This window comes from Cereibacter sediminicola, from assembly GCF_007668225.1.
GTDB lineage: Bacteria > Pseudomonadota > Alphaproteobacteria > Rhodobacterales > Rhodobacteraceae > Cereibacter_A > Cereibacter_A azotoformans.
On the sequence record NZ_VDEK01000014.1, the window covers coordinates 36,404 to 50,182 of the forward strand.

The 13,779-nt window shown below is 68.2% G+C and carries 11 protein-coding genes; all 11 read left to right on the plus strand.

What is annotated here, in order from left to right; translation table 11 throughout:
* Positions 1 to 220 precede the first annotated feature (220 nt).
* The 11 genes from FG154_RS11225 (at position 221) to rbbA (ending at position 13,778) form a co-directional block, all read left to right on the plus strand.
* Complete coding sequence (locus tag FG154_RS11225; RefSeq protein WP_145107686.1) at positions 221 to 2,311, plus strand: sensor histidine kinase; 2,091 nt, start codon at positions 221 to 223, stop codon at positions 2,309 to 2,311.
* A 27-nt stretch (positions 2,312 to 2,338) separates the two neighbouring features.
* Entirely contained in the window at positions 2,339 to 3,445 is a 1,107-nt protein-coding gene (locus FG154_RS11230) for an NAD(P)/FAD-dependent oxidoreductase (RefSeq protein WP_145107689.1), read from the plus strand.
* 267 nt (positions 3,446 to 3,712) lie between these two features.
* Positions 3,713 to 4,147, plus strand: coding sequence for a ferredoxin-type protein NapF (locus tag FG154_RS11235; protein ID WP_246100228.1), 435 nt, complete (start codon positions 3,713 to 3,715; stop codon positions 4,145 to 4,147).
* On the plus strand, positions 4,141 to 4,395 hold the full coding sequence (locus tag FG154_RS11240) for a chaperone NapD (protein WP_011910166.1): 255 nt from the start codon (positions 4,141 to 4,143) through the stop codon (positions 4,393 to 4,395). The genes FG154_RS11235 and FG154_RS11240 overlap by 7 nt, the downstream gene beginning before the upstream one ends.
* Before the next feature lie 13 nt (positions 4,396 to 4,408).
* Positions 4,409 to 6,895, plus strand: coding sequence for a nitrate reductase catalytic subunit NapA (napA, locus tag FG154_RS11245; RefSeq protein WP_145107694.1), 2,487 nt, complete (start codon positions 4,409 to 4,411; stop codon positions 6,893 to 6,895).
* A 1-nt stretch (position 6,896) separates the two neighbouring features.
* Positions 6,897 to 7,688 carry a ferredoxin-type protein NapG gene (napG, locus tag FG154_RS11250; RefSeq protein ID WP_145107697.1) on the plus strand — a complete coding sequence of 264 codons (792 nt, stop codon included), beginning with the start codon at positions 6,897 to 6,899 and terminating at the stop codon, positions 7,686 to 7,688.
* Positions 7,685 to 8,593, plus strand: a complete 909-nt coding sequence (napH, locus tag FG154_RS11255) for a quinol dehydrogenase ferredoxin subunit NapH (RefSeq protein ID WP_145107699.1) — start codon at positions 7,685 to 7,687, stop codon at positions 8,591 to 8,593. Before napG ends, napH begins: the two co-directional genes overlap by 4 nt.
* Positions 8,594 to 8,610: 17 nt before the next feature.
* Positions 8,611 to 9,057, plus strand: a complete 447-nt coding sequence (locus FG154_RS11260) for a nitrate reductase cytochrome c-type subunit (protein ID WP_145107701.1) — start codon at positions 8,611 to 8,613, stop codon at positions 9,055 to 9,057.
* A gap of 12 nt (positions 9,058 to 9,069) precedes the next feature.
* Positions 9,070 to 9,774 (plus strand): NapC/NirT family cytochrome c, encoded by a 705-nt coding sequence (locus tag FG154_RS11265; protein WP_145107702.1) that lies wholly within the window; start codon positions 9,070 to 9,072, stop codon positions 9,772 to 9,774.
* 299 nt (positions 9,775 to 10,073) lie between these two features.
* A complete protein-coding gene (locus FG154_RS11270) occupies positions 10,074 to 11,069 on the plus strand; it encodes an HlyD family secretion protein (protein WP_145107704.1) in 996 nt (331 codons plus the stop codon).
* Positions 11,070 to 11,072: 3 nt separating this feature from the next.
* Positions 11,073 to 13,778, plus strand: coding sequence for a ribosome-associated ATPase/putative transporter RbbA (rbbA, locus tag FG154_RS11275; protein WP_145107707.1), 2,706 nt, complete (start codon positions 11,073 to 11,075; stop codon positions 13,776 to 13,778).
* Position 13,779 lies beyond the last annotated feature (1 nt).

Here is a 13,779-nt window from a genome sequence, read left to right on the forward strand (position 1 = left end):
AAAAGACCTTGAACAGATCCCGTAATTCAAGGCAATATAACTTTAATTGCTATCATATTGAAAACATGACCCCATTCTGGCACCCCTCGGGACAGGTTCTTTCGTCGGTATTGGCCCATCCGAACGTCTGGTTTGCACTGCCTCTTGGGTAGGGTGATTTACAGAATTCTACCAGGCGGATAAAAGGACTGGCTTGTCTTTTGCTGATTTCGGAGTGCCCATGGCACGGATTGCGACTGCGCCAGGATCTGAACCGGTACCTCTGAGCAAGTGGCTCTGGCGCTCCTATCTGAAGGCGGCACTCGTCCCGCTCCTGCTGATCGAATTCGGCTTCATCGGGGTCTATCTCCTGACGAGCCAGGTGGTCTATGACCGCAGCGCCTCGGCGATCACGCGCATCTCGACGACCATGCTGCGCGACGACTCGATCCGCGAGGCGAACATCATCGCCCACCGCCTTCAGAGCATCAGTGCCGCCACCCAGATCTATGCAGACGAGACCGGCCGCGCCCTCGCCACGCCCGGCGACGTCCCGGAGTCGCTGAAGGCCGTCCACGGCTATTCGCCGGATGGGGTGTTCTACACCAAGAAGGACACCGGCGGATCGGCGGTCTTCTATTCCGGCGTCGTCCCGATCGGCGAGGCGGAACAGGAGAAGGTCTGGCGCACCGTCCGGCTGGATCCGCTGATGAAATCCATCAAGGACAGCGATCCGCTCATCTCGCAACTCTACCTGAATACATGGGATTCCTATAACCGGATCTATCCCTATTTCGACGTGCTGAACATCTACGCGCCGAAAATGGAAATCCCCACCTACAATTTCTACTACGAGGCCGACGACGTTCACAATCCGGCCCGCAAGCCGGTCTGGACGGATGCCTATGTCGATCCGGCGGGTGATGGCTGGATGGTCTCGTCGATCGCGCCCGTTCATGGGCCGGACAAGCTCGAAGCGGTGGTGGGCATCGACGTCACGATCAAGACGATCGTCGAGCAGGTGCTCAACATCAAGCTGCCCGGCGACGGCTTTGCCATCCTGATCGGTCGTGACGGCACGATCCTCGCGCTGCCGCCCAAGGGCGAGGACGATCTCGGCGTGAGCGAGCTGATCGGCCACAGCTATGCCGAGGCGATCCTGCAGGACACGTTCAAGCCGGCCGAGTTCAACATCTTCCGCCGCCCGGACCTGTCGGCCATCGCGCTCGAGATGCAGTCGCAGCCCTCGGGCGTCCAGCGCGTCGAGTTGCAGGAGCCGATGATCGCCGCCTGGTCCACCATCGCAGGCCCCAACTGGCGGCTCCTGTTGCTGAGCAGCGAGAAGAGCCTGCTGGCCGAAGCCACCAACCTGCGCAGCCAGCTCGGGTTCGTCAGCAAGATCATGGTGGCGATCCTTGTCCTGTTCTATGCGGTCTTCTTTGCCTACCTCTGGCGGCGCTCGATCACGATGAGCGCCCGCGTCGCGCGGCCGCTTGCCGACCTCGAGCAGCGGATGGTGCTGATCAGCGAGGGCAACACCGTTCCTCCCTCGCCGCCCTTCGCGATCCGCGAGCTTCAGACGGTGGGCGAGCATCTGGCCACGATGGGCGACAAGCTCGACGCGGCGAACCGGGCCAAGTCGAACTTCCTCTCGGCCATGAGCCACGAGCTGAGGACGCCCCTGACGGCGATCATCGGCTATGCCGAGCTTCTGGAGGCGTCGGAGGGCCGCAAGCTCGAGGGAGAGCGGCTGAACCATGTCCAGGCTATCTCCTCCTCGGGGTGGAACCTGGTGAAGCTCGTCGATGCGGTTCTCGAACTCAGCCGCCTGGAGCACAAGGATCTGCGGCTCTCCACCAGCTCGCTGGACCTTGGTCCCCTGGTGCGGGAAGCCTGCGATCGTGCACGCCCCGACGCCGACAGGATGCAGGTCACGCTGCGGATCAACGAACCGGACGAGCCGCTGCCATCGGTGATCGGCGATCAGGGAATGCTGCGGCGCATCCTCGATCAGCTTCTGTCGAACGCGGTGAAGTACAATGTGCAGGGCGGCCGGGTCGATGTCGGTTTCGACCTCTCCTCTCCCGACAGCGTGGCGCTTGAGGTCCGCGACACGGGGCTGGGCATCGCGCAGGATCGGCAGGCGGATGTCTTCAAGGCCTTCCAGCGGCTGGGGCACGAGAACGGCGCGATCAGCGGCGCCGGCATCGGCATGACCATCGCCCAGCGGCTGGCCGAAGTCACCGGCTGCAACCTGCACTTCGAGAGCGAGCCCGGCAAGGGCACGACCTTCGTGCTGCGCATCCCCCGCACCCGGCAGGGCCGTGCCTGATGACGGCCCGGCCACGCACGCCGCCTCTTGCCAATCCGCACGGCGCGGGCCAGCCTGCGCCGCATGGACAGTGATTTTCTCATCATCGGCGGTGGCATAGCCGGCGTATCCGCGGCAGCCCGCCTCTCGGAACTGGGCTCGGTCACGCTGCTCGAGGCCGAGGAGGGGCTCGCGCATCATGCCTCGGGCCGTTCAGCCGCCCTGTATGAGCCGCGCTATGGCCGGCCGCCGGTGGTCGAGCTCTCGCTCGCCTCGGGTGACTTCTTCCACGGGGCGGAAGGCATCCTCTCGCCCCGCGGGCTTCTCGTCGTCGGACGCGAGTCCGAGCGTGCACAATTCGAGGCCGAGGCGCAGGGGATGCATCTCGAACGCATCCCGGCCGAGGCGGCCCGGGCCGAGGTTCCGATCCTGCGCCCCGACATCACGCTGGCCGCCCGCGCGAGCCACGCCCATGACATCGACACCGACCTTCTGCTCCAGCGGTTCGCCCGCGAGGCCCGCGGGCGGGGCGCGCAAATCCGCACCAAGGCGCGGGTGAGCGCCGTCGCGCGCGACGGCACCGGCTGGCGCGTCAGCGCGGATCAGGAGTATCGCGGACGGATCCTCGTGAACGCCGCCGGTGCTTGGGCGGACCAGGTGGCCGCGATGGCCGGCGTGCGCCCGCTGGGGCTGGTCCCCTATCGCCGCTCGATGGCCCGGATCCCGGCGCCGGGCGGTCACGACGTCTCGCGCTGGCCCATGATCTTCGGCGTTGGCGAACGCTGGTACGCCAAGCCCGACGCGGGCGCCCTCATCGTTTCTCCCGCCGACGAGGACCCGCAGGAGCCGCACGACGCCTGGGCCGACGACATGGTGCTGGCCGAGGGGCTCGCCCGGTACGAGGAGATGGTGACGGAACCTGTCACCCGCCTGCTCGCCTCGTGGGCGGGGCTGCGGACCTTCGCCCCCGACCGTGTGCTCGTGATCGGAGAGGATCCGGCCGCGCCCGGTTTCTTCTGGCTGGCCGGGCAGGGTGGATATGGCTTCCAGACCTGCCCCGCCGCAAGCCGCCTTGTCGCGGACCTCGCGGGCGGGCGTCCGCCCGAGGTGCCCGCCGCGCTGGTGGCGGCCCTGTCGCCCGCCCGCTTCGGATAAGCCTGCGCCTGCCTGATTCCGTCGCCCGGCCATCCTGGCCGCGGTGAGCGATGAGACACCTGCGCCGCTCCGGTGGCCGCGGGTATGCAGAGTGCACAGAAAATGCACCTGCGGCGAATCCGTTGATCCATATCAAGGCTGCAAGGGCACGGCGCCGATACTTCGGGGCAAAGAGGCAGAACGTCTCAACCTTTTATTTGCCAGGTCCGCATGCCCAGCAGCACAAGCCGCCGCGCCGTCCTCCGGGGCCGCTTCACCGAGAGAGAGGTGCCACGTCCCCCCGGAGCGAGCACAAGCTTTGCCGACGCCTGCACGGGCTGCGGCGACTGCGCGCGGGCCTGCCCCGAGGGCATCATTCGGCGCGACGCGGACGGGCTGCCGGTGGTCGATGTCCGCGAGGGCGCCTGCACCTTCTGCGGATCCTGCACCCGCGCCTGCGCGACCGAGGCACTGCAGCCCGCAACCCTCTGGATGTGGCGCGCCGAGGCCGGCGCGGGTTGCCTCGACATGAACGGCATCCAGTGCCGCGCCTGCGAGGATTTCTGCGACAGCGCCTCGATCCGCTTCCGTCCGCTTATGGGCGGGCGGGCACAGCCGGTCATCGACCGCGACAGCTGCACCGGCTGCGGCGCCTGCGTCGCCCCCTGCCCCGCCGGCACCCTTCATCTCACCCCCCTCACCCCGGAGCCCCGGCCATGCTGAATATCTGCGGCTGCCTCGTCCAGACCATCGCCGAGTTCACGCCGGACGTGATCGCCGCCATCGAGGCCACCGAAGGCGGCGCCGTCCATGCCCATCAGCCCGGCCGCATCGTCGTGACCGTCGAGGACACGGCCACGCGCCGCGCCTCGGACCAGATCATGGACCTGCACCAGATCCCGGGCGTGCTCGGCGTGACCCTTGCCTACCACCATTTCGAGGCGCTCGACGCAGCGCCCGCGACCCTCTGACGGGAGACCCAGAATGACGCTTTCCTCTTCGCGCCGCTCGTTCCTGAAGGCCACCGCCGCGGCGGCGACGGCCTCGGCCGCGGGCATCCCGCTGGCCGGCCCCGCCCTGGCCGAAGCGGCCGACGGCATCCGCTGGGACAAGGCCGCCTGCCGCTTCTGCGGCACGGGCTGTTCGGTTCTGGTCGGCGTCAAGGACGGCCGCGTGGTGGCGACCCAGGGCGACCCCGAGGCGCCGGTGAACCGCGGCCTCAACTGCATCAAGGGCTATTTCCTGTCCAAGATCATGTATGGCAAGGACCGGCTGACCACGCCGCTTCTGCGCAAGACCAACGGCGTCTATGACAAGAACGGCGAATTCGTCCCGGTGTCGTGGGACGAGGCCTTCGACATCATGGCCGAGAAGTGGAAGGCCACGCTGAAGGCCAAGGGACCGGAAGCCATCGGCATGTTCGGCTCGGGCCAGTGGACGATCTGGGAAGGCTACGCCGCCTCCAAGCTGATGAAGGCGGGCTTCCGCTCGAACAACCTCGATCCGAACGCGCGGCACTGCATGGCTTCGGCGGTGGCGGCCTTCATGCGCACCTTCGGCATCGACGAGCCGATGGGCTGCTACGACGACCTCGAGGCCGCGGACACGTTTGTGCTCTGGGGCTCGAACATGGCCGAGATGCACCCGATCCTGTGGTCGCGCATCACCGACACGCGCCTGACGAAGCCCGGCTGCGAGGTCCATGTCCTCTCGACCTTCGAGCACCGCTCGTTCGAGCTGGCCGACAACGGGATGATCTTCACGCCCCAGACCGACCTCGCGATCCTGAACTACATCGCGAACTACATCATCCAGAACGACGCCGTGAACTGGGATTTCGTGAACCGGCACACCACGTTCATGAAGGCCAGGACCGGGATCGGCTACGGCCTGCGCCCCACCCACGCGCTCGAGGAGGGGATCGATCCCAAGACCACCGGCGACATGGAGCCGATCACCTTCGAGGAGTTCAAGGCGGGCGTCGCCGACTACACGCTGGAAAAGGTCGCGGCGCTTTCGGGCGTGCCGGCTGAAAAGCTCGAGCGGCTGGCGAAACAGTACGCCGACCCGAACCGCAAGGTCATGTCGCTCTGGACGATGGGCTTCAACCAGCACACCCGCGGCTCGTGGGTGAACTCGAACTGCTACAACGTCCACCTGCTGGTCGGAAAGATCTCGGAGCCGGGCAACTCGCCCTTCTCGCTGACGGGCCAGCCCTCGGCCTGCGGCACCGCGCGCGAGGTCGGCACCTTCTCGCACCGCCTGCCCGCCGACATGGTGGTGACGAACCCCGAACACCGCCATCACACGGAAGAACTCTGGGGCCTGCCCGAGGGCACGATCCCGGAAAAGCCCGGCGCCCATGCGGTGTTGCAGAACCGGATGCTGAAGGACGGCAAGATCAACGCCTACTGGGTGCAGTGCAACAACAACATGCAGGCCGCGCCCAACATGAACGAGGAAGGCTGGCCGGGCTACCGCAACCCCGAGAACTTCGTCGTGGTCTCGGACCCTTACCCCACTGTGACCACGATGGCCGCCGACCTGATCCTGCCCACCGCCATGTGGGTGGAAAAGGAAGGCGCCTACGGCAACGCCGAGCGCCGCACGCAGTTCTGGCGCCAGCAGGTCGAGGCCCCCGGCGAGGCGCGCTCGGACCTGTGGCAGCTGGTCGAGTTCTCGAAACGCTTCACGGTCGATGAGGTCTGGCCGGCCGAGCTGCTGGACAAGAAACCGGAATTCCGCGGCAAGACGCTTTACGACGTGCTCTTTGCCAACGGCGTCGTGAACCGCTACCCGCTGGAGGAGACCGCGCAAGGCTTCGGTAACCAGGAGAGCCAGCATTTCGGCTTCTACCTGCAGAAGGGCCTGTTCGAGGAATATGCGGCCTTTGGGCGCGATCACGGCCACGACCTCGCCGACTTCCAGACCTATCACCAGGCCCGCGGCCTGCGCTGGCCGGTCGTGGATGGCAAGGAAACGCTCTACCGCTTCCGTGAGGGCTACGACCCCTATGTGAAGCCCGGCGAGGGCGTGAAGTTCTACGGCAACAAGGACGGCAAGGCCAAGATCATCTTCGCCCCCTACGAGCCGCCGGCCGAGATCCCGGACGCCGAGTTCGACCTGTGGCTGGTCACCGGTCGGGTGCTGGAGCACTGGCACTCGGGCTCGATGACGCGCCGGGTGCCGGAACTCCACCGTGCCTTCCCCTCGGCCGTGGTCTTCATGCACCCCGAGGATGCCGAGGCGCGGGGCCTAAAGCGCGGGCAGGAGATCGAGATCTCGACCCGCCGCGGCCGGATGCTGAGCCGGGTGGAGACCCGCGGGCGCAACAAGATGCCGAAGGGTCTGGTGTTCGTCCCGTGGTTCGACGAGGGGCAGCTGATCAACCAGCTCACGCTCGACGCGACCTGCCCGATCTCGAAGGAGACCGACTACAAGAAGTGCGCCTGCAAGGTGGAGCGCGCCTGACATGGCCACCCGCCCCGCCCATCCCATCGACCGACGGCGCTTCCTGACGGATGCGGCCCGCGCGGCGGCGGGCTGCGCGGTGGCGGGCTCGCTTCTGGCGCTGTACGCCCGCGACGCGCGGGCGCTTCCGGCCGAGGCGCTGCGCCCGCCGGGGGCGCTGGCCGAGGAGGACTTTCTCAGCGCCTGCATCCGCTGCGGCCTCTGCGTCCGGGCCTGCCCCTACGACACGCTGTCGCTGGCCGAACTGGGCGAGGGGCCCGCCACCGGCACGCCCTTCTTCACCGCGCGCCAGATCCCCTGCGAGATGTGCGACGACATCCCTTGCGTCGTGGCCTGCCCGACGGGTGCGCTCGACCCCGGCCTGACCGACATCGACCGGGCCAGGATGGGCATCGCGGTGCTGGTCGATCAGGAGAACTGCCTGAACCTGCTGGGGCTGCGGTGCGACGTCTGCTACCGCGTCTGCCCGGCGATCGACCGCGCGATCACGCTGGAAAGCCAGCACAACGCCCGCTCGGGCCATCACGCCATGTTCCTGCCCACCGTCCATGCCGAACATTGCACCGGCTGCGGCAAGTGCGAGCAGTCCTGCGTGCTGCCCGAGGCGGCGATCAAGGTCCTGCCCGCCCGTCTCGCGCGGGCGACATCGGCCGATCACTACCGTCTCGGCTGGGAGGAGATGGAGAAGAAGGGCGCGCCGCTGGTCGAAGGGATCGTCGATCTGCCCGACCGGCTGCCCGAAGCGGTTCCCGACTTCCAGCCGTTGATGACATTGCCCGGGGGCCAGCCATGAGCGGACAATACCCCGGCCGCGAGGCCATCGCCCGCAAGGGCTGGCTCGGCGCCCATCGCTGGCTGATCCTGCGGCGGCTGTCGCAGACCTCCTTCCTCGGCCTGTTCCTCCTCGGGCCCTGGGCCGGCATCTGGTGGGTCAAGGGCAGCCTCGCCAGCTCGATGACACTCGATTTCTTGCCCCTGACGGACCCGCTGGTGCTGCTTCAGGGCCTCGTCGCCGGACACTGGCCGGAGATGACGGCGCTTGTCGGGGCGGGTCTCGTGATTGCCGCTTATCTGCTTGTCGGCGGGCGCACCTACTGCTCGTGGGTCTGCCCGGTGAACCCGGTGACGGATGCCGCCCACTGGCTTCATGTCCGCCTCGGGCTGCCGAAGGGCTGGCAACCCAAGGCCTCGACCCGGCTCTGGCTGCTCGGCACCGTCGTTGCCGTCTCGGCCGTGACCGGCACGATCGCGTGGGAGCTGGCGAACCCGGTCACGATGCTCCAGCGCGGGCTCGTCTTCGGAATGGGCGCGGGCTGGACACTGATCGGGGCCGTCTTCCTCTTCGATCTGCTCGTGGCGCGGCGCGGCTGGTGCGGGCGGCTCTGCCCGGTGGGCGCCTTCTACGGGCTGCTGGGCACCAGATCGCTCGTCCGCGTGTCGGCCGCGAGGCGAGCGGATTGCGACGATTGCATGGACTGTTTCGCCGTCTGCCCCGAGATGGCCGTCATCACACCCGCCCTGCGCGGCAAGTCCGCCGACACGCCGCTCATCCTCGCGGGCGACTGCACCAACTGCGGCCGCTGCGTCGACGTCTGCGACCGCGACGTCTTCCGCTTTACCCACCGTTTCGACACGCGCCCCGCCCCGGGCCGCGATGCTGCCACCCCTTCCCCGGCCGGCCGCGACCGAGCCGCTTGAGATCACGGAGATCCGCCATGAAACCGCTTGCCTTCCTCGGCGCCCTGACCCTTCCCGTTGCCCTCGTGGCGGGCCTTGCCTTCGCGCAGTCGCAGGTGGGGACAGCCGCGGCGGTGGAGTCGCTCCGCGGCGCCGACCCGAACGTGGATGTCACGACCGCGCCCGTCTTCCACCAGAACAAGCAACGCTTCGTGCGCAACTATCGCCTTCAGCCGCCGCTGATCCCGCACTCGATCGACAAGTATCAGATCGACATGAAGGCGAACGAATGCCTCGCCTGCCACGAATGGCGCAAGTCGGGCGAGCGTGGCGCGCCCACGCTTTCGATGACGCACTACCAGGACCGCGATGGCCTGCAGACCGACACCGTCGCGACCCGCCGCTGGTTCTGCAGCCAGTGCCACGTTCCGCAGGCCGACGCCCCCGCGCTGGTCGAGAACCTCTTCCAGTCTTCCGGCCAGTAAGGACCCTCTCCAATGCCCAGCAACCCTTCCCGCCCGGGTCTCCTGCGCCGGGTCTGGCACTTCTTCGTCTCGCCTTCCGGGATCCTGTCGGTCGGCCTTCTCCTGATCGCCGGCTTTGGCGCGGGCATCCTGTTCTGGGGCGGCTTCCATACCGCCCTCGAGATGACCAACAAGGAGAGCTTCTGCATCTCGTGCCACGAGATGAAGGACAATGTCTTTGCCGAGTATCAGGGCTCGGTGCACCAGAACAACGGCTCGGGCGTGCGCGCCACCTGCCCGGACTGCCACGTTCCCAAGGAATGGGGTCCGAAGATGCTGCGCAAGATCAAGGCCTCCAAGGAGCTGTACGGGCACTTCATCACCCATTCGATCTCGACCCCCGAAAAGTTCGAAGAGCGGCGGATCGAGCTTGCGGCAAACGAATGGGCCCGGATGAAGAAGAACGACAGTCAGGAATGCCGCAACTGCCACAGCTTCGGCTTCATGGATTTCACCATGCAGGAAAACCGCGCCGGTGCCGATCACCAGCGCGCGCTTGACGAGGGCAAGACCTGCATCGACTGCCATCAGGGCATCGCGCACGACCTGCCCGCGAACTACCTCGACCGCTATCAGGAAGTGGTGGACGATCTCGAGACCCGCGGCGTCCTGCCCGCGCGCAGGGCACCCGACGTGGCCGACATCCGCAGCTTCCTCGGCACGGACAAGGACGGCTGATCGACGATCCGGCCTCTCGGGCACGGGCCATGCCCATTGTCCACGGGCGGCGGGGGCGGCATCCAGGCGGGTGCCGCCCTCGCTTTTGCCGAAGCGGGGCGTGACCCTTGCCGGGCGGCGCGACGCCATGCCGCGTGACGGCGGAGCCCGGTTCGCGTTGCATCTTCGGCCAAACGGCCCAAGGTCCTTGGCATCCGGGCGCGCCCTGCCCGCCCGGAGCAGGCCTGCGGGGCGGAGGTTCGCCGCGCCGCTCTCGGGACCGATGCGGCCTTGTTCCGCGGATCAGGGAGACCCGGTTGATGATGCGCGTGCTGCTTGCCCTTCTGGTCGCCACCGCGGCGCTGCCCGACCCTGCCCCCGCCCAGACGCCGTTCGAGAGGCTGAAGGCGCGGTTCTTCGGCAGCGAGACCGACGGCATCGCCCGCTCGAACGGGCGCATCGAGGCGCAATCGATCGACGTGGCGGCCAGGATCGCCGGCCGCGTCGTCGAGGTGCCGGTGTCCGAGGGCCAGATCGTTTCGCCGGGCGACCCGGTGGCGCGGCTCGACGACCGCGACGCGCAGGCGCAGCTTCTGGCGGCCAGGGCGGCGCTGATGCGCGCCCACGCCGGGCTGAACGTGGCCGAGGCGAGCGTCGCCCAGACCGAAAGCTCATTGACCGTGGCCGAGACGAACCGGGACCGGGTGGTGAAGCTGCACGCGGACCGGCATGTGTCCGACGCAGTGCGCGACGATGCCGTCAATGCCGCCGTCGCCGCTGCGGCGGCGCTGAAGATGGCGAAGGCGCAGGTCTCGGAGGCCGAGGCGCTGATCGCCGCGGCCGAGGCCGATCTTGCCCGCGCCGAGATCGCGCTGGAGGATCTGACGATCACGGCCCCCGTCCGCGGCCGTGTCGTCTATCGGCTGCGCGAGCCGGGCGAGGTGGTGGCGGCGGGCGCGCCCATCGCCACGATCCTCGACCTCTCGGACGTCTACATGAACATCTATCTGCCCGCCGCCGATGTGGGGCCGCTCGTCCTGAACGACGAGGCGCGCCTGATCCTCGACCCGGCGCCGCAATATGTGATCCCGGCCCATGTCACCTTCATCGCGCCCGAGGCGCAATTCACGCCAAAATCCGTCGAGACCGCCTCCGAGCGCGAGGATCTCGTCTTCCGGGTGAAGCTGCGCGTGCCGACGGAGCTGCTCGCGCGCTTCGAGGACCAGATCAAGACCGGCGTGCGCGGCATCGGCTTCGTGCGGACCGAGCCGGGGCGGGCCTGGCCGGGCGAGCTGGCCGTGAAGCTGCCGGACTGACGGATGCGACCGGCCGCCGAGATCGCGGGTGTCTCGCACCGCTACGGAGCGGCGGTCGCGCTCGAGGAGGTGAGCCTTGCCATTCCCGCGGGCTGCATGGCGGGGCTGATCGGGCCGGACGGGGTGGGGAAATCGACGCTTCTTGCGCTGATCGCGGGGGTTCGGCGGCTGCAGGAGGGCCGCCTCTCGGTCCTCGGACACGACCTGAGCCGCCGCGCGGAACGCGAGGCCCTGTTGCCGCGCATCGCCTACATGCCGCAAGGGCTCGGCCGGAACCTCTACCCGACGCTGACGGTGCGCGAGAACCTCGAGTTCTTCGGCCGGATCTTCGGGCAGAAGGCTGCGGAACGGCACCAACGGATCGACATGCTGCTGCGGGCGACCGGGCTCGACCCCTTCCCCGACCGGCCGGCGGGCAAGCTGTCAGGCGGAATGAAGCAGAAGCTCTCGCTCTGCTCGGCGCTGATCCATGACCCCGACCTGCTGATCCTCGACGAGCCGACGACCGGCGTCGATCCCCTGTCGCGCCGCCAGTTCTGGGAGCTGATCGGCGCGATTCGGGGCCACCTGCCGGGCATGAGCGTCCTTGTCGCCACCGCCTACATGGAAGAGGCCGACCGCTTCGACTGGCTGGCCGCCATGGATGCGGGGCGGGTGATCGCCACCGGCAGTCCCGCCGATCTGCGCGCCCGCACCGGGGCCGGCACGCTCGAGACCGCCTTCATCCGCCTGCTGCCCGAGGGCGCCGATGCCGCGCCGGTCGTGCTGCCGCCGCGCCCCGCGCAGCCGGCCGCCACGCCCGCAATCGAGGCGCGCAACCTGACCAAGCGGTTCGGCGACTTCACCGCCGTCGATGACGTGAGCTTCACCATCCCCGAGGGCGAGATCTTCGGCTTCCTCGGCTCGAACGGCTGCGGCAAGTCCACCACGATGAAGATGCTGACCGGCCTGCAGGACGCGACCGAGGGCGAAACGCGGCTGTTCGGCGAACGGCTGGCGGCCTCCGACATGCAGAGCCGGATGCGGATCGGCTACATGTCGCAGGGTTTCTCGCTTTATGGCGAGCTGACGGTGCGGCAGAACCTGATGCTGCACGCCCAGCTTTACGCGCTGCCCGCCGCGCGGCGCGGGCCGCGGGTGGACGAGGTGATGGACGAGTTCGACCTTGCCGACGTGGCCGGGCAGATGCCCGAGAGCCTGCCGCTCGGCATCCGCCAGCGTCTGCAGCTTGCCGTGGCCACGATCCACGAGCCGCGCATCCTGATCCTCGACGAGCCCACCTCGGGCGTGGACCCGCTGGCGCGCGACGACTTCTGGCGCAAGCTCATCGTACTGTCGCGCGAGCGTGGGGTCACGATCTTCATCACCACCCATTTCATGAACGAGGCCGAGCGGTGCGACCGGATCTCGCTCATGCATGCGGGCAAGGTGCTCGAGGTCGGTGCCCCGGCCGAGATCGTGGCGCGCCGCGGCGCCGCGACCCTCGAGGAAGCCTTCATCGGCTGCCTCGAGGACCAGCTGGGCCGCGACCCGGCTGCGGGCCCGGTGCTGACGCTCGAGACGCGGGCGGCCCCCGCAGGCCGGGTGCGCCGCGCGCTGACCCGGACGCAGGCCTACAGCTGGCGCGAGACGCTCGAGCTGATCCGCGACCCGATCCGGCTGTTCTTCGCCCTGGCCGCGCCCGTGATCCTGCTGCTGACCATGGGATACGGGATCTCGTTCGACGTGGACCGGCTGAGCTTTGCGGTCAGTGACCAGGACCGCAGCGCGGAAAGCCGGGCGCTGATCGAGCAGTTTTCCAGCATCCGCCAGTTCGACCGACAGGAGGATGTCGCCAGCCGCGCCGATCTCGACGCCCGGATGATGCGGGGCGAGCTGACCGTGGCGCTCGAGATCCCGGACGGGTTCGGCCGCGACCTTCGCCGCGGATCGGTGCCCGAGGTCTCGCTCTGGATCGACGGGGCGATGCCCTTCCGCGCCGAGACCGCCCGTGGCTATGCGACGGGCGTGCTTCAGGGCTTTGCCACCACCCACCTGCGCGAGGAGGGACGCGCCACCGCCGCCGCCGTCACGGTCGAGTCCCGGTTCCTCTTCAATCAGGCCTTCCTTTCGGCCAATGCGATGGTGCCCTCGATCATCATGCTGATCCTGATGCTCGTGCCCGCAATCATGGCCGCGGTCTCGGTGGTGCGCGAGAAGGAGAGCGGCACGATCGCCAACTTCCGCTCGACCCCGGTCGGGCGCGCCGAGTTCCTGCTGGGCAAGCAGCTGCCCTATGCGGTGATCGCTTGGGGCAGCTTCTGGATGCTCTTTGTCGTGGCCCGCACGCTCTTTGGCGTGCCCTTCAGCGGCAACCTCGGGGCGCTGGCCCTGATCTCGGCGCTCTATGTCGGTGCGGCGACCGGCTTCGGCCAGCTGCTGTCCTCGTTCACGCGGACGCAGGTGACGGCCGTCTTCGCCACGGCGATCATCACCATCATCCCGACCATCAACTTCTCGGGGCTGATCGTGCCGGTCTCGTCGCTCTCTCCGGCCGCACAGGCGGTCGGGCGGGCGTTCCCGGCCGCATGGTATCAGCCCGCCTCGGCGGGCAGTTTCGTCAAGGGCTTCGGCTGGGCCGAGCTCTGGCCGGTGGCGGCGGTGCTGGCGTGCTTCTGCGTCGGCTATCTCCTGCTGTCGGTGCTGTCGCTGCGCAAGCAGGAGGCCTGAG